The organism is Streptomyces seoulensis (assembly GCF_004328625.1).
GTDB lineage: Bacteria > Actinomycetota > Actinomycetes > Streptomycetales > Streptomycetaceae > Streptomyces > Streptomyces seoulensis.
In genome coordinates, this window is record NZ_CP032229.1 from 4,562,716 (window position 1) to 4,582,269 (window position 19,554).

The 19,554-nt window shown below is 72.1% G+C and carries 14 protein-coding genes and 1 pseudogene; 11 read left to right on the forward strand and 4 right to left on the reverse strand.

Annotated elements, in window-relative coordinates:
* Positions 1 to 73 precede the first annotated feature (73 nt).
* On the reverse strand, positions 74 to 1,123 hold the full coding sequence (locus D0Z67_RS21300) for an adenosine deaminase (protein WP_031183725.1): 1,050 nt from the start codon (positions 1,121 to 1,123) through the stop codon (positions 74 to 76).
* Between the two features lie 141 nt (positions 1,124 to 1,264).
* On the opposite strand from D0Z67_RS21300, the gene D0Z67_RS21305 reads away from it, so the two are divergent.
* Entirely contained in the window at positions 1,265 to 2,017 is a 753-nt protein-coding gene (locus D0Z67_RS21305) for a DUF4190 domain-containing protein (RefSeq protein WP_051888157.1), read from the forward strand.
* Here the strand turns inward: D0Z67_RS21305 and D0Z67_RS21310 are convergent.
* The gene (locus D0Z67_RS21310; RefSeq protein WP_037776123.1) at positions 2,003 to 2,596 is read right to left on the reverse strand and encodes an NADAR family protein; all 594 of its coding nucleotides are present in this window, start codon (positions 2,594 to 2,596) and stop codon (positions 2,003 to 2,005) included. The genes D0Z67_RS21305 and D0Z67_RS21310 overlap by 15 nt on opposite strands.
* Positions 2,597 to 2,773: 177 nt before the next feature.
* Between D0Z67_RS21310 and D0Z67_RS21315 the strand changes: the two genes are divergently transcribed.
* From D0Z67_RS21315 to D0Z67_RS21350, 8 genes are all read left to right on the forward strand, one after another.
* Complete coding sequence (locus D0Z67_RS21315; protein ID WP_031183728.1) at positions 2,774 to 4,312, forward strand: gamma-aminobutyraldehyde dehydrogenase; 1,539 nt, start codon at positions 2,774 to 2,776, stop codon at positions 4,310 to 4,312.
* 193 nt (positions 4,313 to 4,505) lie between these two features.
* Positions 4,506 to 5,753: a polyamine ABC transporter substrate-binding protein gene (locus D0Z67_RS21320; RefSeq protein WP_131589681.1), complete on the forward strand. Its 1,248-nt coding sequence runs from the start codon at positions 4,506 to 4,508 to the stop codon at positions 5,751 to 5,753.
* The gene (locus tag D0Z67_RS21325; RefSeq protein ID WP_031183730.1) at positions 5,750 to 6,910 is read left to right on the forward strand and encodes an ABC transporter ATP-binding protein; all 1,161 of its coding nucleotides are present in this window, start codon (positions 5,750 to 5,752) and stop codon (positions 6,908 to 6,910) included. Before D0Z67_RS21320 ends, D0Z67_RS21325 begins: the two co-directional genes overlap by 4 nt.
* Positions 6,910 to 7,836, forward strand: coding sequence for an ABC transporter permease (locus D0Z67_RS21330; RefSeq protein ID WP_031183731.1), 927 nt, complete (start codon positions 6,910 to 6,912; stop codon positions 7,834 to 7,836). Before D0Z67_RS21325 ends, D0Z67_RS21330 begins: the two co-directional genes overlap by 1 nt.
* A 1-nt stretch (position 7,837) precedes the next feature.
* Positions 7,838 to 8,638 (forward strand): ABC transporter permease, encoded by an 801-nt coding sequence (locus D0Z67_RS21335; protein ID WP_031183732.1) that lies wholly within the window; start codon positions 7,838 to 7,840, stop codon positions 8,636 to 8,638.
* Between the two features lie 22 nt (positions 8,639 to 8,660).
* On the forward strand, positions 8,661 to 10,091 hold the full coding sequence (locus D0Z67_RS21340) for an NAD(P)/FAD-dependent oxidoreductase (RefSeq protein WP_031183733.1): 1,431 nt from the start codon (positions 8,661 to 8,663) through the stop codon (positions 10,089 to 10,091).
* Between the two features lie 121 nt (positions 10,092 to 10,212).
* Positions 10,213 to 10,674: a hypothetical protein gene (locus D0Z67_RS21345; RefSeq protein ID WP_031183734.1), complete on the forward strand. Its 462-nt coding sequence runs from the start codon at positions 10,213 to 10,215 to the stop codon at positions 10,672 to 10,674.
* Between the two features lie 116 nt (positions 10,675 to 10,790).
* Positions 10,791 to 12,554, forward strand: a complete 1,764-nt coding sequence (locus D0Z67_RS21350; RefSeq protein ID WP_107059662.1) for a chitinase — start codon at positions 10,791 to 10,793, stop codon at positions 12,552 to 12,554.
* Here D0Z67_RS21350 and D0Z67_RS30505 read toward each other — a convergent pair.
* Positions 12,496 to 13,104, reverse strand: a pseudogene (locus tag D0Z67_RS30505) (phosphatase PAP2 family protein); the annotation flags it as partial. The gene D0Z67_RS21350 and the pseudogene D0Z67_RS30505 overlap by 59 nt on opposite strands.
* A 433-nt stretch (positions 13,105 to 13,537) precedes the next feature.
* Positions 13,538 to 14,872 carry a 4-aminobutyrate--2-oxoglutarate transaminase gene (gabT, locus tag D0Z67_RS21360; protein ID WP_031183736.1) on the reverse strand — a complete coding sequence of 445 codons (1,335 nt, stop codon included), beginning with the start codon at positions 14,870 to 14,872 and terminating at the stop codon, positions 13,538 to 13,540.
* 250 nt (positions 14,873 to 15,122) lie between these two features.
* Here gabT and D0Z67_RS21365 point away from each other — a divergent pair, with 250 nt between their 5' ends.
* Both D0Z67_RS21365 and D0Z67_RS21370 read left to right on the forward strand, forming a co-directional pair.
* A complete protein-coding gene (locus tag D0Z67_RS21365; protein ID WP_031183737.1) occupies positions 15,123 to 17,558 on the forward strand; it encodes an ATP/GTP-binding protein in 2,436 nt (811 codons plus the stop codon).
* A 121-nt stretch (positions 17,559 to 17,679) separates the two neighbouring features.
* Positions 17,680 to 19,239, forward strand: coding sequence for a PucR family transcriptional regulator (locus tag D0Z67_RS21370; RefSeq protein ID WP_031183738.1), 1,560 nt, complete (start codon positions 17,680 to 17,682; stop codon positions 19,237 to 19,239).
* The last annotated feature ends 315 nt before the right edge of the window (positions 19,240 to 19,554 follow it).

Sequence of the window (19,554 nt, forward strand, 5' to 3'; positions counted from 1 at the left end):
GCGAACCGGCCTGGTGGGCTGCGCCGCCAGGGCGCCGGGGTTGGTGCGAGGCCGCCCCGGCGCTGAAGCGGCGTCAGCCCGCCAGCCAGGATTCCGTGTACGCGTCGATCTCCGCCGCGATCCGCTCCTTGCCCGCCGCGTCCAGGAAGGACGCCTCGACCGCGTTCTTCGCCAGATCCGCGATGCCGCGCTCGTCCAGGTCGAGCAGGCGGGCCGCGATCGCGTACTCCTTGTTCAGGTCGGTACCGAACATCGGCGGGTCGTCGGAGTTGATCGTGACCAGGACGTCCGCGTCCACGAACTGCCTCAGCGGGTGCTCGTCCAGCGTCCGTACCGCGCGGGTGGCGATGTTCGAGGTCGGGCAGACCTCCAGGGCGATGCGGTGCTCGGCCAGGTGGGCGAGCAGCTTCGGGTCCTGGGCCGAGCTGGTGCCGTGGCCGATGCGTTCCGCGCCCAGCGCGGTCAGGGCGTCCCAGACCGTCTGCGGGCCCGTGGTCTCGCCCGCGTGCGGGACCGAGCGGAGGCCGGCGGCCCGCGCGCGGTCGAAGTACGGCTTGAACTGCGGGCGGGGGACGCCGATCTCCGGGCCGCCGAGGCCGAAGGAGATCAGGCCCTCGGGGCGGACGCGGTCGTCCGTCGCCAGCCGTGCCGTCTCCTCCGCCGCCTCCAGTCCGGCCTCGCCGGGGATGTCGAAGCACCAGCGCAGCACGGTCCCGAAGTCGGCCTCGGCGGACTTGCGGGCGTCCTCGATCGCGTCCATGAACGCCCGGTCCTCTATGCCGCGCCGCACCGAGGAGAACGGGGTGAGGGTCAGCTCGGCGTACCGCACCTGCTGCCGGGCCATGTCCCGCGCGATCTCGTACGTCAGCAGCCGGACGTCCTCCGGGGTGCGGATCAGGTCCACGACCGACAGGTACACCTGGATGAAGTGCGCGAAGTCGGTGAAGGAGAAGTACTCCGCCAGCGCCTCGGGGTCGGTGGGGACCTTGGAGTCGGCGTGCCGGGCGGCCAGTTCCGAGACGATGCGGGGGGAGGCGGAGCCCACGTGGTGCACGTGCAGTTCGGCCTTGGGCAGGCCGGCGATGAAGTCGTGCGGATCGCGGGCGGCGCTGCGCTCGGTCAAGGGAGCCTCCCCAGGCTGGTCGGACGGTGCGCAGACATCCTAGGACGGGAGTACGGGCGTACCGGTCGGACAGGGGCAGCTCCTTACGGCCCGTACGGCGCCTCTAACATGGGCTGACAAGCTACGTGGGGGGATGAGGACGTGACGGAGCAGAGGCAGCCCGACGGCGGACGAGGGGCGAGCGGTCAGGACCCGTGGGCACCGCCCCAGGGTCCCTCCCTCGACAAGAAGGACCGGACCCCGCCCTCGGTGCACGACCAGGCGACCATGGCCGCGATGCCCTCCGTCGGCTCCGGCCCCCAGCCAGGCCCCACCGTGCCCCCGCAGCACACCGGCCCCACCGTCCCGCCCCCGCCGATCGGCCCCAACGGCCCCGGCGTCCCGCCCTACACCCCGGCGCCCCCGGCCGGCTACGGCTACCCGACCCACCCCGGCCCCCAGGGCTACCCGGGCCCGCAGAGCTACCCCGGCTACCCCCAGCCCCCGGCCTACGGCTGGGGCGCCCCCATGGGACCGGTCCCGCAGAACAACGCCGGTACCGCCGCCCTGGTGCTCGGCATCCTCTCGATCGTCCTGTTCTGCCTCTACGGAGTCGCCTCGCTGATCCTCGGTGTCATCGCCGTGATCCTCGGTGTCCAGGGCCGCAGGCGTGCCGACCGGGGTGAGGCGACCAACCGGGGGCAGGCCCAGGCGGGCTTCGTGCTCGGCATCATCGGCATCATCGTGGGCGTGGTCACGCTGGCCCTCTTCATCGGCATCCTGGTGTTCGCCGCGCACAAGGAGGACAGCCGTCAGGACGACGAGCCCTTCGGCTCCTCCTACAACTCCGCGCCGCGACTCCCCGGCTCACCCGGCATCGGGACGCGACCGCTCCCCGCCTCACCCCGCATCTGACCGCAGCCGCTCCCGGGCCTCCATCAGCGCGAAGCCCAGCAGATTCGGCCCCCTCCACCGGGCCGGGTCCCAGGCGGCCTCGTCCCGGGCGCTGAGCCCGATCCCCCACATGCGGTCCACCGGGCTCGCCTCCACCAGCACCCGCTCACCCGTGCCCAGCAGGTACTCCCGCAGGCCGGGGTCGGCGGCGAACTTGTGCACGCTGCCCTCGACGACGATCCGGAACCGCTCCCGGCCCCATATCTTCTCGTCGAACCCCCGGACCAGCCGCCCCGCCTTCTTCGCCCCGGCCGGATGCCCCGCGGCCAGCACCAGCCGCTCGGCGTCCGGGTCGGCGAACAGGCGCGCCTTGGCGGCCATCATCCAGTGCTCGGCCGTCGCGTACCCGACCCCGTCCACCGTGAACGGCGCCGGCCACCACTGGCTCAGGCACCCCGCGCCCACGCTCCCGTCCCGCTGCGGGCGGTGCCCCCAGAAGTGCAGGTACTCCACGGGCTCCCCGGCCCGGACCGCGCCGATCAGCGCTTCCACCCCGTCGATCTTCCCCATGCATCGAAGTGTGGCAGCCGCCACTGACATTCCGTCCTGACCTAAATGCCCTGAGTAGACAGCTCGCCGACAGATTCCGTCGCGTAACCAAAAGGCAACAACGGAATCCCTTGTTGCGCTCCCACTCCTCTGTCAGGATCGGCACTCAAATCGAGCTGGAGCCACGCCACCCGGCCCCCCAAGGGGTGTCCGGCGGAGGAGAGCGACATGCACAAGCCGGGCACCGACACCCCGGAACGATTTCCCGCCCGCGACCGCTTCGCCGAGGGCGCGCAGTTCGTCGCGGGCCGCCCCGCGCCGGGCACCTCGGGCCGTACGCAGGCGGTGACCGACCCCGCGACCGGCGAGGAGGCGTACCGCTACGAACTCGCCGGGGAGAGCGACGTGGACGCGGCCGTGGCCGCCGCCCGCGCCGCCTTCCCCGGCTGGGCCGGGGCCACGCCGGGCGAGCGCTCCGACGCGCTGAACCGTTTCGCCTCCGTGCTCGCGGACCGCGCCGAGGACTTCGCCCGCGCCGAGTCGCTCCAGTGCGGCAAGCCGCTGAAGCTGACCCGCGAGTTCGACGTCCCCGGCACCATCGACAACACCGCCTTCTTCGCGGGCGCCGCCCGGCAGCTCCAGGGGCAGTCGGCGGGGGAGTACTCCGGGGACCACACCTCGTACGTCCGGCGCGAGCCCATCGGGGTGGTCGGGTCGATCGCGCCCTGGAACTACCCGCTCCAGATGGCCGCGTGGAAGGTGCTCCCGGCCGTCGCGGCGGGCAACACCATCGTGCTGAAGCCCGCCGAGCTGACCCCGCTCACCTCACTGCTGTTCGCACGGGCGGCCGTCGACGCGGGCATCCCGGACGGTGTGATCAACATCGTCAGCGGGACCGGGCCCGGCGCGGGGGAGCGGCTGGTCGGACACGGGGACGTGGCGATGACCTCGTTCACCGGGTCCACCGCCGTCGGCCGCAGGGTCGCGGAGATCGCCACGGCCACGGTCAAGCGGCTCCACCTGGAGCTGGGCGGCAAGGCGCCCTTCGTGGTGTTCGACGACGCCGACCTGGAGGCCGCCGCCAACGGCGCGGTCGCGGGCGCCCTGATCAACACCGGCCAGGACTGCACGGCCGCGACCCGCGCCTATGTGCAGCGCCCGCTGTACGAGGCGTTCGTGGAGCGGACCGCCGCGCTGATGGAGACCGTGCGGCTCGGCGACCCCTTCGCGCCCGGCACCGACCTCGGCCCGCTGGTCTCGCACGCCCACCGCGACCGCGTCGCCGGCTTCGTGGACCGGGCCCGCGCCTACGCGACCGTGGTCACCGGCGGCGAGGCCCCCGGCGGCGACCTCAAGAGGGGCGCCTACTACCGGCCGACCCTGGTCACCGGCGCCGCCCAGGACAGCGAGATCGTCCAGGCGGAGATCTTCGGTCCCGTCCTCGTCGTGCTCCCCTTCGACACCGACGACGAGGGCCTGCGGCTGGCCAACGACACCCCGTACGGGCTCGCCGCCTCCGCGTGGACCGGCAATGTCTACCGCGCCCAGCGGGCCACCCGCGAGCTGCGCGCCGGGTGCGTGTGGATCAACGACCACATCCCGATCATCAGCGAGATGCCGCACGGCGGATACAAGGCGTCCGGGTTCGGCAAGGACATGTCGGCGTACTCCTTCGAGGAGTACACGCAGGTCAAGCACGTCATGTTCGACAACACGGCAGCCGTCCGCAAGGACTGGCACCGCACGGTCTTCGGGGACCGCCCCTAGGGGGTGTCTTGTCGATCACGCCGGGCTCGCGACGCCTGGCACCGCACCTCGCCGCGTTGTCGTCGGTCCCCGATGCTCCGCATCGACTCCCTCCTCCGCCTTGCGATGCACGGCACCAGACGCCGCTCCCTCATCCGGCCTGACCGACAAGACACCCCCTAAGCGTCCCGTTCTCCGAAAGGGCACCACGCGTATGGATCAGTACGAGCCCGACCGCCTCACCCCGCCCCAGCTGGCCGCCGTGCGGCGCAGTCTGCGGAGCGGGCGGGCGGCCCTGACCCGCCGGTCGCTGCTGCGGGCGTCGGCCGGAGGCGTGCTCACGGCCGGCGCCCTGGGCGCGCTGAGCGCCTGCGGCATCCCGGCGGCCGGACGGACCCCGGGCGGCACCTCGGCGGACGACCGCTCGGCCCGGGAGAAGACGGTGAACTTCTCCAACTGGACCGAGTACATCGACGTGGACGACAGCGGCAAGCACCACCCCACGCTGGAGGCGTTCCGGAAGAAGACCGGGATCTCGGTCCGGTACACCGAGGACATCAACGACAACAACGAGTTCTTCGGCAAGATCAAGCCGCAGCTCGCCGCGGGCCAGGAGACCGGCCGCGACCTGATCGTCCTCACCGACTGGCTGGCCGCCCGGCTGATCCGGCTCGGCTGGGTGCAGAAGCTGGACCCGGCGAACCTCCCGCACGCCTTCGCCAATCTCTCGACCCAGTTCCGCACCCCCGACTGGGACCCCGGCCGCGCCTACTCCTACCCCTGGCAGGGCATCTCCACGGTCATCGCCTACAACAAGAAGGCGCTGGACGGCATCGAGGTGAGATCCGTCTCCGACCTGCTCGACAACCCCAAGCTGAAGGGCCGGGTCGGCTTCCTCTCCGAGATGCGGGACAGCGTCGGGATGACCCTGCTCGACATGGGCAAGGACCCGGCGGACTTCACCGACGACGACTACGACGCGGCGATCGCCCGTCTCCAGAAAGGCGTCGACAAGGGCCAGATACGCCGCTTCACCGGCAACGACTACACGTCCGACCTCGCCAAGGGCGACTTCGCGGCCTGTGTCGCGTGGGCCGGTGACGTGGTCCAGCTCAAGGCGGACAGCCCCGATGTGGACTTCGTCATTCCGGACAGCGGTTATGTGACGTCGACGGACAATATGCTGATCCCCAACAAGGCACGTCACAAGACGAACGCCGAGCGGCTGATCGACTTCTTCTACGAACCCGAGCAGGCCGCCGCGCTCGCCGCCTACATCAACTACGTCACTCCGGTCGAGAACGTGAAGCCCTGGCTTGCGAAGATCGACCGGGACGCGGCGGACAATCCGCTGATCGTCCCCGACAAGGCCATGCAGGCGAAGTCCCACGCCTTCCGCTCCCTGAGCCAGAAGGAAGAGACGGCCTACGAAGAGAAGTTCGCGAAGCTCACAGGGGCGTGACGAGGATGAAGACGACGACAGACGGCAGCGGCGACGTCCGCCTCTCCGGCATCGGCAAGACGTACGGCTCCTTCACCGCCGTGCACCCGCTGGACCTCACCGTGCCCCAGGGCTCCTTCTTCGCGCTGCTCGGCGCCTCCGGCTGCGGCAAGACCACCACCCTGCGCATGATCGCCGGGCTGGAGGAGCCGACCTGCGGGACCGTGCACCTCGGTGATCTCGACGTCACCGGGCTGCCCCCGTACAAGCGGCCGGTCAACACGGTGTTCCAGTCCTACGCGCTCTTCCCGCACCTCGACATCTTCGAGAACGTCGCCTTCGGTCTGCGCCGGCGCGGCATCAAGAGCGTGAAGAAGCAGGTGGAGGAGATGCTGGAGCTGGTCCAGCTCGGGGAGCAGGCGCGCAAGAAGCCGCACCAGCTCTCCGGCGGCCAGCAGCAGCGCGTCGCGGTCGCCCGCGCCCTGATCAACCACCCCAAGGTGCTGCTGCTGGACGAGCCCCTCGGCGCCCTCGACCTCAAGCTGCGCCGCCAGATGCAGCTGGAGCTCAAGCGCATCCAGACCGAGGTCGGCATCACCTTCGTCCATGTCACGCACGACCAGGAGGAGGCCATGACCATGGCCGACACGGTCGCCGTGATGAACGCGGGCCGCGTCGAGCAGCTCGGCTCGCCCGCCGAGCTGTACGAGAACCCGGGCACCACCTTCGTCGCCAACTTCCTCGGCACCTCCAACCTGATCGAGGCGGAGGTCGACTCCCGCGGCGGCGGTGACCTCGTGCTGCGTGCCGGGGACGGCAAGCTGCTGCTGCCCGAGGCGCGCTGTTCGGCGCCCGCCCCGGCCGGCGGCAAGCTGCTGGTCGGCATCCGCCCCGAGAAGATCGCGCTCACCCACGCCGACGACGCGGGCTCGGTCCCCGAGGGCCGCAACCGCCTCACCGGCACGGTCGCCGACGCCAGCTTCATCGGCGTCTCCACCCAGTACGTGATCGACAGCCCGGTGGCGGGCGCGCTCGCGGTGTACGCGCAGAACGTCGAGCGGGACACCCGGCTCGTGCCCGGCGCCGAGGTCGTCCTGCACTGGAACCCGGCGCACACGTTCGCGCTGGACGCGGCACAGGACATCGACGCCGGCACCGAGGAAGAGGCGGCCGTCTGATGCCGACCCTCGCCGAGGCGCCCCCGCCGCTCGCCCCGCCCGAGCCCGCGAAGCCGCCCCGCAAGCGCGGCCGCTTCACCCCGTACTGGCTGCTGCTGCCCGGCATCCTGTGGCTGGTCGTGTTCTTCGCGCTGCCGCTGGTCTACCAGGCGTCGACCTCGGTGCAGACCGGGTCGCTGGAACAGGGCTACAAGGTCACCTGGCACTTCGCCACCTACTGGCACGCGCTCGCCGAGTACTGGCCGCAGTTCGTCCGCTCGGTGCTCTACGCGGCCGCCGCGACCGTGCTCTGCCTGCTGCTGGGCTACCCGCTGGCGTATCTGATCGCGTTCCGCGCCGGGCGCTGGCGGAACCTGATCATGATCCTGGTGATCGCGCCGTTCTTCACCAGCTTCCTGATCCGCACCCTCGCCTGGAAGACGATCCTCGCGGACAACGGGCCCGTGGTGCACGCGCTGAACACCCTGCACGTGCTGGACGTGACCGGCTGGCTCGGCTGGACGGCCGGGGACCGGGTGCTGGCCACCCCGCTGGCGGTGGTGTGCGGGCTGACGTACAACTTCCTCCCCTTCATGATCCTGCCGCTGTACAGCTCGCTGGAGCGGATCGACGGGCGGCTGCACGAGGCGGCCGGGGACCTGTACGCCCGGCCCTGGACCACCTTCCGCAAGGTGACCTTCCCGCTGTCGATGCCCGGCGTGGTCTCCGGCACCCTGCTCACCTTCATCCCGGCGGCCGGCGACTACGTCAACGCCGAGCTGCTCGGCTCCACCGACACCCGCATGATCGGCAACGTCATCCAGACCCAGTTCCTGCGGGTGCTGGACTATCCGACGGCCGCCGCGCTCTCCTTCATCCTCATGGCCGCGATCCTGGCCATGGTCACGCTCTACATCCGCCGGGCCGGGACGGAGGACCTCGTCTGACATGGCCGTCTTCACCTGGCTCAAGCGCCGTCTCGTCGTCGTCGCGGGACTGCTGACGCTCGCCTACCTGCTGCTGCCGAACATCGTCGTGACGGTGTTCTCCTTCAACAAGCCCAAGGGCCGCTTCAACTACGAGTGGCAGCACTTCTCCACCGACGCCTGGCAGGACCCGTGCGGGGTCGCCGACATGTGCGGCTCGCTCGGGCTCAGCCTCCAGATCGCCCTGTGGGCCACCATCGGCGCCACCGCGCTCGGCACGATGATCGCGTTCGCCCTGGTCCGGTACCGGTTCCGGGCGCGCGGAGCGGTCAACTCGCTGATCTTCCTGCCGATGGCGATGCCCGAGGTCGTCATGGCCGCCTCGCTGCTCACCCTGTTCCTCAACATGGGCGCCCAGCTCGGCTTCTGGACGATCCTGATCGCCCACATCATGTTCTGTCTGAGCTTCGTCGTCACCGCGGTCAAGGCGCGCGTGATGTCGATGGACCCGCGCCTGGAGGAGGCCGCCCGCGATCTCTACGCGGGACCGGTGCAGACCTTCTGGCGGGTCACCCTGCCCATCGCGGCACCCGGGATCGCCGCGGGCGCGCTGCTGTCCTTCGCGCTCTCCTTCGACGATTTCATCATCACCAATTTCAACGCGGGCTCGACCGTCACCTTCCCCATGTTCGTCTGGGGCTCGGCACAGCGCGGAACGCCCGTTCAGATCAATGTCATCGGGACGGCCATGTTCCTCATCGCCGTACTGTTCGTGCTGGTCTCGATGCTCGTCACCCGTAGACGCGGTCACCAGAAGGCATAAAGCCCCGTAGGGAGTTGAAATCATGGCCCCTAGCGCCATGAGCCGTGGAAAAGACAACTGGGTCGCTTCCCTCTCCGAAGCCCAGCCGGTCCCCTACTGGCTGGAGGACCCCGGCAAGCCCCAGCCCGAGCCCGCCCTCACCGGCACCGAGACCTGCGACCTGCTCGTGGTCGGCGGCGGCTACAGCGGACTGTGGACCGCGCTCAACGCCAAGGAGCGCGACCCGGGCCGGGACGTGGTGCTGCTGGAGGGCCGCGAGGTGGGCTGGGCCGCCTCGGGCCGCAACGGCGGGTTCTGCGCCGCCTCCCTCACCCACGGCCTGGCCAACGGACTGGCCCGCTGGCCGGACGAGGTCGGCACGCTGCACGAACTCGGCGCCCGCAACCTGGACGGCATCGAGGACGCGCTCGCCCGGTACGGCATCGACTGCGACTTCGAGCGCACCGGCGAGATCGACGTGGCCACCGAGACCTACCAGGCGTGGGAACTGCGCGACTGGCACCGGGAACTCGAGGACAAGGGCCTCGCGGACGGCATGGAGTTCCTCGACCGGGACGCTCTGCGCGCCGAGGTCGGCTCGCCCACCTTCGAGGCCGGACTGTGGGACCGCAGAGGCGTGGCCCTGCTGCACCCCGCCAAGCTGGCCTGGGGCCTGAAGCGGGCCTGCCTCGCCCTGGGGGTCCGGGTGTACGAGCACACCCCGGCCCTGACCCTGAAGCAGTACGGCGCCGGGATGGAGGCCGGCACCCCGTACGGCACGGTCCGGGCCCGCAAGGTCGCGCTCGGCACCAACATCTTCCCCAGCCTCCTGCGCCGGGTCCGCTCCTACACGGTGCCGGTCTACGACTACGCGCTGACCACCGAGCCGCTCAGCGCCGGGCAGCTCGACTCGCTCGGCTGGAAGAACCGCCAGGGCCTCGGGGACGCGGCCAACCAGTTCCACTACTTCCGGCTGACCCCGGACAACCGGGTGCTGTGGGGCGGCTACGACGCGATCTACCCCTACGGCGGCCGGGTGCGCGCGGAGTACGACGACCGGCCGGAGACGTACGCCAAGCTGGCCGGGCACTTCTTCACCTGCTTCCCGCAGCTGGAGGGCGTCCGCTTCACCCACGCCTGGGGCGGCGCGATCGACACCTGCTCCCGCTTCTCGGCGTTCTTCGGCACCGGACATCAGGGCCGGGTCGCCTACGCGGCGGGCTACACGGGCCTCGGTGTGGGGGCCACCCGTTTCGGCGCCGACGTGATGCTGGATCTGCTGGACGGCGCGGACACCGAGCGCACCCGGCTGGAGATGGTCCGCAAGAAGCCGCTGCCGTTCCCGCCCGAGCCGTTCGCCTGGACCGGGATCGCGCTGACCCGCTGGTCGCTGGCGCGGGCCGACGCGCAGGGCGGCCGGCGGAACCTGTGGCTGCGGGCCATGGACCGGCTGGGACTCGGCTTCGACAGCTAGCCGCCCGGCCCGTGTGACCCAGGTCACTCGAAAGATCCCGGTGAACCCGCGTAATGCGGACCGCCCCACCTCCCTCTCCCTCGCAGACGCGCGTGTCCGCGAAGGAGAGGGAGGTCTTTTCATGACAGGGGCGAAGACTGCGGTGGAGTGGCTGGCGTCCGTGGCGCCGGACCCGGAAGCCTGCCGTTGGGAGTGGGAGCGCAGCCCGCTGGGGGTCGCGCTGCTGCCGGCCGGGAAAGCCTGGGACGTGCTCGTCCTGCCGGGGGAGCTGGGGTATCCGACGCTGGACGTGCTCACCCGGGTGCTCGATCAACTGGGCCCGGTGCTGGTCGACTTCGGGGACAACCGGGTGGGCTTCTTCGTGCCGCCGGGCACCGCCGCCCGCTGGCTGGGCACCGGCATCCGCACGGCCGGGTCCGGCACCTGGATCGTCGTACCGCACCCCGGTCGGGCCACCCAGGGGGTGCGCTGGCTGGTGCCGCCGGACGGGTCGGGCACGCTCACCGACCCGGCGCTGCTGGAGCTGGCGATGCACGAGGCGGCGGCCGCGCTGGCGAGCGAGGAGGACCGGCGCCGCTCGTGAGTGCTTGACAACTGAATTGGTCTGGACCAAGTTGGGTGCACCCTCGACCTCCAACTCCCCCATGCCTGGAGGCATTTGTGGACCGTTCCCGACCCCTGGTCGCATTCCTCACGGTCATGGCTCTCGCCGTGCCCGGCAGTGCCGCGCTCTCGTCGGCCGCCCGTGCGGCCGACGCGGACGCCGCGGTCAACGGCGGTTTCGAATCCGGGCTCTCCCCCTGGACCTGCACCGCCGGCACCACCGTCACCTCCCCGGTGCACAGCGGCTCCTCGGCGCTGCAAGCCACCCCGCAGGGCAGCGACAACGCCCAGTGCGCCCAGACGGTGTCCGTCAGACCCAACTCCCAGTACACGCTGGCCGGCTGGGTACGCGGCTCCTACGTCTACCTCGGCGCGAGCGGCACCGGCACCACCGACGTCTCCACCTGGACCCAGTCAGCGCCCGACTGGCAGAAGCTCGCCACCACCTTCACCACCGGCGCCAACACCACCAAGGTCACCCTCTACACCCACGGCTGGTACGGCACCGGCGCCTACTACGCCGACGACGTCTCCCTCGTGGGCCCCGGCGGCGGCACCACCACCCAGCCGCCCACCGTGCCGACCGGCCTGAAGACCGGCACCGTCACCGCCACCTCCGTCGGGCTGTCCTGGACCCCGGTCACGGGCGCGACCGGTTACGCGGTCTACCGGGACGGCGTCAAGGTCGCTTCGCCGACCGGCACTTCGGCCACCGTGAGCGGCCTGAACCCCTCGACCGCGTACTCCTTCCAGGTCACCGCCACCAACGACGCGGGGGAGTCCGCCCGCTCCGCCACGGTGACCGCGACCACCCCGGCCCGCAGCGACGGCGGGGGCTCCACGCAGCTGCCCGCGCACGCCCTGGTCGGCTATCTGCACGCCAGCTTCGCCAACGGCTCCGGGTACACGCGGATGGCCGACGTGCCCGACAGCTGGGACGTCATCGACCTGGCCTTCGGCGAGCCGACCGCGGTCACCTCGGGGGACATCCGGTTCAACCGCTGTCCCGTCTCGGAGTGCCCGAACGTGGAGAGCGACGCCGACTTCCAGGCGGCCATCAAGGCCAAGCAGGCCGCCGGCAAGAAGGTGCTGATCTCCATCGGCGGCCAGAACGGCCAGGTCCAGCTCACCACCACGGCCGCCCGTGACGCCTTCGTCTCCTCGGTCTCGAAGATCATCGACCAGTACGGTCTGGACGGCCTCGACATCGACTTCGAGGGCCACTCGCTCTCGCTGAACACCGGAGACACCGACTTCAAGAACCCGACCACCCCGGTGATCGTCAACCTGATCTCCGCGCTGAAGACCCTCAAGGCCAAGTACGGAACCAAGTTCGTGCTCACCATGGCCCCGGAGACGTTCTTCGTGCAGAACGGCTACCAGTTCTACGGCAGCGGCAAGTGGGGCGGGCAGGACCCGCGCTGCGGCGCCTACCTCCCGGTCATCCACGCCCTGCGCGACGACCTCACCCTGCTGCACGTCCAGGACTACAACTCGGGCCCGATCATGGGGCTGGACAACCAGTACCACTCCATGGGCGGCGCCGACTTCCACATCGCCATGACCGACATGCTGCTCACCGGCTTCCCGGTCGCCGGTGACGCGGGCAACGTCTTCCCGCCGCTGCGCCCCGACCAGGTCGCCATCGGCATGCCCGCCTCGGTCAACGCGGGCAACGGCTACGTCGCCCCGGCCGAGGTCACCAAGACCCTGGACTGCCTCACGAAGAAGACGAACTGCGGCTCGTACGCGACCCACGGAACGTGGCCCGCGCTACGGGGTCTGATGACCTGGTCGGTGAACTGGGACCGGTTCGCGGGCTGGGAGTTCCAGCGGACCTTCGACTCCTACTTCGGCTGAGCACCAGACCCAGGCAGGTCAGCAGCACCGCGCCCAGGCACCAGGACGCGAGCACGTCCAGGGGCCAGTGGAAGCCCCGCCGCACCAGCCCGTACGACACCGCGAGCACCAGCGCGGCCGGGACACCGGTCGCCGCCAGGCGTGCGGCGCGGGTGCGGCACCAGGGCAGCAGGAGCAGCGCCGAGGCGCCGTACGCCACGGCTGCCGTCGCGGTGTGGCCGGAGGGGAAGTAGCCGGTGGCCGGGGGCACCACGGGGGTCCCCGGCCGCGCGGTCCACAGCTTCAGCGGGACGACGATCGCCGGGAGCACCGCCATCAGGAGGGCGGCCGCGGCCGGCGGCAGCCACCAGTGGGGCGTCCCGGCGCTCCGGCCCCGCCAGGCCGCGTAGACGAGGGCGAGCACCAGCAGCGGGACGGCCACCGTGATGTTGCCGAGGTCGGAGAGGAGTTCGGAGAAACGGTCCGGGTGGACCAGGTCCCGGCTCAGCCGGGCGTCCAGCGCGAGCAGCGGGCCGTGTGCCAGCACCTGCCAGGTGAGCAGCGCGAACATCAGCGCCGGGAGGCACAGCAGGAGGACGGCCGGGGCGAGGCGGCGGGCGGGAGTGGACACCGGGCCAGCTTCGCATGCGCGCGTGCGGCGGGAAGCGAGTGGCGAGAAGGAGGTCGGCCGCCCCGGAACAGGGGGGGTGGTTCCGGGGCGGCCGACCGGACCGGGATGTCGCGCGCCCCGGGGGGTTTGGGGCGGCGACCGTCCGATCGGTGTGGAGATCCCGGAGCCCTCAGGCCCCGGTTGTGTGCGCGAGGGCACGACCAGGTCGAAGCTGGGGAGGCCCCGGCCTGAACTCGCCCGCAGTCCCCTGCGAGCGGGGTGTATCTCTCATCGGGACCGAACTTACGGCAGGCGGCGGCGGTCGGACAGACGCAATCGCGTCCTGTCATCCACCTCGCACACGTTCTTCACACGGCCTGCCGCAGTCGTCCGCTCAGATACGGGAGAAAGCCTGCTCGATGATGTCCAGGCCCTCGTTCAGCAGGTCCTCGCCGATGACCAGCGGCGGCAGGAAGCGCAGCACGTTGCCGTAGGTGCCACAGGTCAGGACCAGCAGGCCCTCCTGGTGGCACGCCTTGGCCAGCGCGGCGGCGGCCTCGGCGTTCGGCTCCTTGGTGTCGCGGTCCTTGACCAGCTCGATCGCGATCATCGCGCCGCGGCCCCGGATGTCACCGATGATGTCGAACTTCTCGGCCATGGTGGCCAGGCGGCCCTTCATGACCTGCTCGATGTGCTTGGCCTTGCCGTTGAGGTCCTGCTCCTTCATCGTCTCGATCGCGCCGAGCGCGGCGGCGCAGGCCACCGGGTTGCCGCCGTAGGTGCCGCCGAGGCCACCCGCGTGCGCGGCGTCCATGATCTCGGCGCGGCCCGTCACGGCGGCGAGCGGCAGACCGCCCGCGATGCCCTTGGCGGTGGTGATCAGGTCCGGGACGATGCCCTCGTCCTCGCACGCGAACCACTGGCCGGTGCGGCAGAAGCCGGACTGGATCTCGTCCGCGACGAAGACGATGCCGTTCTCGTTGGCGAACTTCACGATCTCCGGCAGGAAGCCCTTGGCCGGCTCGATGAAGCCGCCCTCGCCGAGCACCGGCTCGATGATGATCGCGGCCACGTTGTCCGCGCCGACCTGCTTGGTGATCTGGTCGATCGCCTGCTTGGCGGCCTCCGGACCCGCGTTCTCCGGGCCGGTGGGCCAGCGGTAGCCGTAGGCCACCGGCACCCGGTAGACCTCGGGCGCGAACGGGCCGAAGCCGTTCTTGTACGGCATGTTCTTCGCCGTCAGCGCCATCGTGAGGTTGGTGCGGCCGTGGTAGCCGTGGTCGAACACCACGACGGCCTGGCGCTTGGTGTGGGCGCGGGCGATCTTCACCGCGTTCTCGACCGCCTCGGCGCCCGAGTTGAACAGCGCCGACTTCTTCGCGTGGTCACCCGGGGTCAGCTCGGCGAGGGCCTCGGCGACCTCCACGTAGCCCTCGTAGGGGGTGACCATGAAACAGGTGTGGGTGAAGTCGGCGAGCTGGGCGCTCGCGCGGCGCACCACGGCCTCGGCGGAGGCGCCCACCGAGGTCACGGCGATGCCGGAGCCGAAGTCGATCAGGCTGTTGCCGTCGACGTCCTCGATCACGCCACCGCCCGCGCGCGTGACGAACACCGGCAGCGTGGACCCCACGCCCTGGGCGACGACCGCGGTGCGGCGGGCCTGAAGCTCCTGCGACTTCGGGCCGGGAATGGCGGTGACGACGCGGCGCTCCTGCGGAAGTGCGGTCATGCGGGGCTCCTGGGGGTGATTACGGACGCTTGTCTTCTTTTCTCGCAGGTTAGGACCGTTGCCGGGAGCCGGTCATGCTCCATGTGGGCGTTGTCCGGCATGGCGCTTGTCCGCCGTGGACATAGCAGTGGGTGACGGCCCCGGCCGACCGGTGCCGGACACCGGCCGCGTAACCGGTGAACTCCCCTTTCCAGGGCGTTAGATTGACTCGCTGACGGTGGACGGAGCGGCTGCTCAGGGGGCAACGGCGATGGAGAGCGACGGCATGCGGGACACACGCGGCACGGGGACCGGCCCGGTCCCACGCCCGGCAGTACCGCCCCAGGGGCCTGCCGTGCCGCCGCGTCCGCCCCGGGCGCCGGACGCCACCCCCGTGGGGGCGTCTCCCGGGTACCCACCGCAGTCCGGTCAGCCCGGTCAATCCGGTTCGCCGGTGGCCGACTGGCTGGACGACCCGCGCCCGGCCGCCGAGCCCGGCATCTGGCGCCACCGTTACCGGCTGCCCAAGGCCGCGCGCCAGGAACAGCGCCTCGCCCCCGTCACCGTCGTCGGCTTCCTCGTCCCGCTCGTGGCCGGACTGCTGCTCTGGTCGCTCTGGAAGCACGGCAGCATCCCCTACCAGTGGGCTGTTCTGCGGCTGCTCACCCCGAGCGACTGGTGGTGGGGCGGCACCACCAGCCCCAAGGGCTATCAGGGCGCCGAGGCCATCACGGTCGCGGGCGGGGTGTTCTTCGCGATCCTCGTCTACGCCATGGCCCGCCTCGGCAGCTGGGCCGACATCATCCGGCATCTCGTCACCGGCCGCCCTCAGCCCGGCCGGGCCCTGATCGCCGCCCTCGGCGCGCTCGCCACCCTCGTCCTCGTCTTTCCCAGCTCCTTCGGTCTCGGCTGGGACGCGCTGCCGGTGCAGGACCCTCTGTTCTCCCTCATCGTCCTGATCACCGGCGACTACACGGTCTTCGCCTCCCCGACGCTCACGTACGGTCTCTGCGTCCTCATCACCCTGCTGGTGCTGTGGCCGTTCGCGAGGGTCGGCGGCTGGTGGACCCTCGTGAAGGACGCGGTCGCCGCGCGGGAGCGGGCGAAGAGCGCGGACGACACCACGCGGCCGGTCACGGACCGCAAGCCCTCGCAGTGGCCCGACCTCCGCGAGGCCGGCCAGCACCAGGCCGCCGACGTGCTCACCGCCGCACTGCGCGCCGGGCAGATGAACGACGTGGACTGCGCCCGGATCGACGGCATGTGGACCGTGTCCCGCGCCGAGGCGCGCATCCCGTCGTTCACGGCCACCGTCCTGCGCGACGGCGCCGCCGCCTGGACCCACCCCTCGGGCCAGCGCGACCTGCCCGGCCGCGAGGGCCGGCACGACCTGCCGGCCGGACAGGTACGGATCGGCCGCTGGGCGCAGGGGGAACGCACTCCGCTCGCCTACGGCGGGGCGGGAGCCGCTCTCGGACCGGAGACCCTCGCCACCTCGCTGCTCGCCGTCGGGCCCTCGGGATCCGGCAAGACACGCCACCTCGTCCGGCCCGTCGTGGAGTCGCTGGGACTGCACGCCCTCGCGGGGCGCTGTGCGGTCGTGGTGGTCTGCGCGGCCGGGACGCAGCTCGGGCCCGACTCCGCCTACGACGTCGTCGTACGGCTCGGTGACCCGGCCTCCGTGTACGACCTCGACCCGTACGCGGAAACACAGGACCCGGACGAGGCGGCCACGCTGCTCGCGGAGGCCCTGGCCGGTGACCTAGGGACGCGGGGCGGGTCGCGTGCGGTCACGGCGCTCTCCCAGTTGCTCGGCCCGTACCGGGCCGCCTACGGCCGCTTCCCGACGCTGCCGGTGCTGCGGGAACTCCTGGAGGGTGAGCCCGCGGCCCTGAACGCGCTGCGCGCCGCCCTGGACTCGGAGGAGCACTCCGCGATGCGGCGCGAACTGGACGCGCGGGCCCGGCATGCGGGCGGTCGGGACGACCCGGGAACCCTGCTGGCGGACCGGCTTGCCGCGCTTGACCGCCCGGCGTTCGCGGGTTTCTTCGGCGCGGACGAGCGGCACGCCCGGCCCTTCTCGCTGCGGGCAGTCGTCAGCCACCCGGTGCGGGTACGCGTCGACCTTCCCGAGCGGGGTTATGAGGAGGCGGCGCGGATCGTCACGCGTCTGGTGCTCGCCCAGTTCGACGCCGTGGCGTCGGCAGGTGGCCGCTCACACTTCGCCTGCCTCGTCCTCGATGACGCGGCGGGCGCCGTGACGAGCGAGTCCGTCCGGCGCGTCCAGCGGCTTCGGTCCCGCAACGCGGGTGTGGTGCTCGCTCTGCGTACGGTGGGCGAGGTTCCTGAGGCGCTGCACGGCCCGCTGTACGCGGCAGTGGGCTGCCGCATGGCCTTCTCCGGAGTCACCACGTGGGACGGCGGCCGCTTCGCGGAGGCGTGGGGAACCCAGTGGGTGGAGACCAAGGACGTCGCGCAGCACACCGTGTTCGCCGACCAGCCGATGACGCGCCTGATCCACAGTCTGCGCAAGCTGGTGACCGGAAAGGCTGTGACGACGGAGGCGGTCACCGTCCGCCAGGTGGAACGTGAGCGCTGGTCCGCCTCCGAGCTCGCTCATGCCGTTCCGCCGGGTCACGCGGTCCTCTCGCTCACGACGGTACGCGGGGAGCACGCGCCGCCCCTGCTGGTGGACCTGCGGGGGTGAACGGAGGCCCGGCATCGTACGGTGAGGCAGAATCGGGGTGGGTCGTTCATACGTGGCGGCCAAGAGATGACTGCTCCCGGCCGGCGCGACGGCGCGCCGGCCGTCCCGACCTGAAGGTCCCATGCCGCCCACGCTCGCCTCGCTCGTCCACCACTCCGCGCTGAAGCTGACGGTCCGCGCGGGGGAGGACAAGCTCGACGTACCCGTGCGCTGGGCGCATGTCAGCGAGCTGGCCGACCCCGTGCCGTACATGGAGGGCGGGGAGCTGCTGCTGATCACCGCGCTCAAGCTCGACGCGGAGGACCCCGAGGCGATGCGGCGGTACGTGAAGCGGCTGGCCGGCGCGGGCGTCGTCGGCCTGGGCTTCGCGGTCGGCGTCAACTACGACGCGATCCCCGACGCGCTGGTGCAGGCCGCCCGGCAGGAGGGGCTGCCGCTGCTGGAGGTGCCCCGGCGCACCCCGTTCCTCGCCATCAGCAAGGCCGTCTCCGCCGCCATCGCCGCCGACCAGTACCGCGCCGTCACCGCCGGTTTCGCCGCGCAGCGCGAGCTGACCCGGCAGGCGCTCACCACCGGCCCGGAGGGCCTGCTCGCCGCGCTCGCCGTCCAGGTCGACGGCTGGGCCGCGCTGTACGACGCGTCCGGCGCGGTCGTCGCCGCCGCGCCCGAGTGGGCGGGCCGCCGGGCCGCCCGGCTCACCGCCGACGTCGAGCGGCTGCGGGAACGCCCCGCCCCCGCCTCCTCCGTGGTCGCCGCTCCGGACACCGAGGACCGGATCGAGCTGCACTCGCTCGGCACCGGCCGCCGCCCCCGCGCCGCGCTCGCCGTCGGCACCGCCGCCGCCCCCGGCACCGCCGAGCGCTACGCCGTGCACTCCGCGATCGCGCTGCTCACCCTCACCACCGAGCGCTCCCGCTCCCTGCACGCCGCCGAACAGCGGGTCGGCGCGGCGGTGCTGCGGATGCTGCTCGCGGGGGAGCCCGACCACGCCCGCGCGGTCGCCGGTGACCTGTACGGCGGTCTGCTGGACGCGCCGTTCCGGCTGCTCGTGGCCGAGGCCGCGCCGCGCCAGGGGACGGACGGCGATCCGCTGGACGCCCTCGCCGAGGCCGCCGAGTCCGCCGCCGCCCGCTCCGGCGAGGCCGTCCTGGTGGTGCCCGACCGGGAGCGGCTGGTGGTGCTGGCCACCGACGGCGGCGCGGCCGTCGCCGCCTGCACGGCGTACGCGGGCGCGCCGGAGGCCAAGGCCGACGAGGACGCGCTCGTCGTCGGCCTCTCCGCCCCGGCCGGCCCCATCGCGGCCGCCACCGCCTACCGCCAGGCCGAGCAGGCGCTCTCGGTGGCCCGGCGGCGCGGCCGGGTCCTGGTCGAGCACGAGCACGTCGCGGCCGGCTCGGTCCTCCCGCTGCTCGCCGACGACGCGGTACGGGCCTTCGCCGACGGCCTCCTTCGCGCCCTGCGCGACCACGACGCCACCGGACGCGGCGACCTCGTCGCCTCCCTGCGCGCCTGGCTCTCCCGCCACGGCCAATGGGACGCGGCCGCCGCCGACCTCGGCGTCCACCGCCACACCCTCCGCTACCGCATGCGCCGAGTAGAGGAAATCCTCGGCCGCTCCCTGGACGACCCGGACGTCCGAATGGAGCTGTGGCTGTCCCTGAAGGCAACGTCGGGGGAGTAGCCGCCCCCGAGGCTCGCGCCACCGAGCCCACTCCGGGCCCCGCGCCGGCCCCAGGCCCGCCCGCTTCGCACCCGCCTCCGGCCCACCCCGCGCCGGCCCCAGGCCCGCGCGCTCCACGCCCGCCTCCGGCCCACCCCGCGCCGGTCCCAGGCCCGCCCGCTCCGCGCCCGCCTCCGGCCCACCCCGCGCCGGTCCTAGGCCCGCGCGCTCCGCACCCGCCTCCGGCCCACCCCGCGCCGGTCCCAGGCCCGCCCGCTCCGCGCCCGCCTCCGGCCCACCCCGCGCCGGTCCTAGGCCCGCGCGCTCCGCACCCGC

Bases quoted from the DNA above. Each gene is read 5' to 3' on its own strand.
- D0Z67_RS21310 (WP_037776123.1), bottom strand. From the start codon at position 2,596: ATGTCAGTGGCGGCTGCCACACTTCGATGCATGGGGAAGATCGACGGG.
- D0Z67_RS21315 (WP_031183728.1), top strand. From the start codon at position 2,774: ATGCACAAGCCGGGCACCGACACCCCGGAACGATTTCCCGCCCGCGAC.
- D0Z67_RS21320 (WP_131589681.1), top strand. From the start codon at position 4,506: ATGGATCAGTACGAGCCCGACCGCCTCACCCCGCCCCAGCTGGCCGCC.
- D0Z67_RS21330 (WP_031183731.1), top strand. From the start codon at position 6,910: ATGCCGACCCTCGCCGAGGCGCCCCCGCCGCTCGCCCCGCCCGAGCCC.
- D0Z67_RS21335 (WP_031183732.1), top strand. From the start codon at position 7,838: ATGGCCGTCTTCACCTGGCTCAAGCGCCGTCTCGTCGTCGTCGCGGGA.
- D0Z67_RS21340 (WP_031183733.1), top strand. From the start codon at position 8,661: ATGGCCCCTAGCGCCATGAGCCGTGGAAAAGACAACTGGGTCGCTTCC.
- D0Z67_RS21345 (WP_031183734.1), top strand. From the start codon at position 10,213: ATGACAGGGGCGAAGACTGCGGTGGAGTGGCTGGCGTCCGTGGCGCCG.
- D0Z67_RS21350 (WP_107059662.1), top strand. From the start codon at position 10,791: ATGGCTCTCGCCGTGCCCGGCAGTGCCGCGCTCTCGTCGGCCGCCCGT.
- gabT (WP_031183736.1), bottom strand. From the start codon at position 14,872: ATGACCGCACTTCCGCAGGAGCGCCGCGTCGTCACCGCCATTCCCGGC.
- D0Z67_RS21365 (WP_031183737.1), top strand. From the start codon at position 15,123: ATGGAGAGCGACGGCATGCGGGACACACGCGGCACGGGGACCGGCCCG.
- D0Z67_RS21370 (WP_031183738.1), top strand. From the start codon at position 17,680: ATGCCGCCCACGCTCGCCTCGCTCGTCCACCACTCCGCGCTGAAGCTG.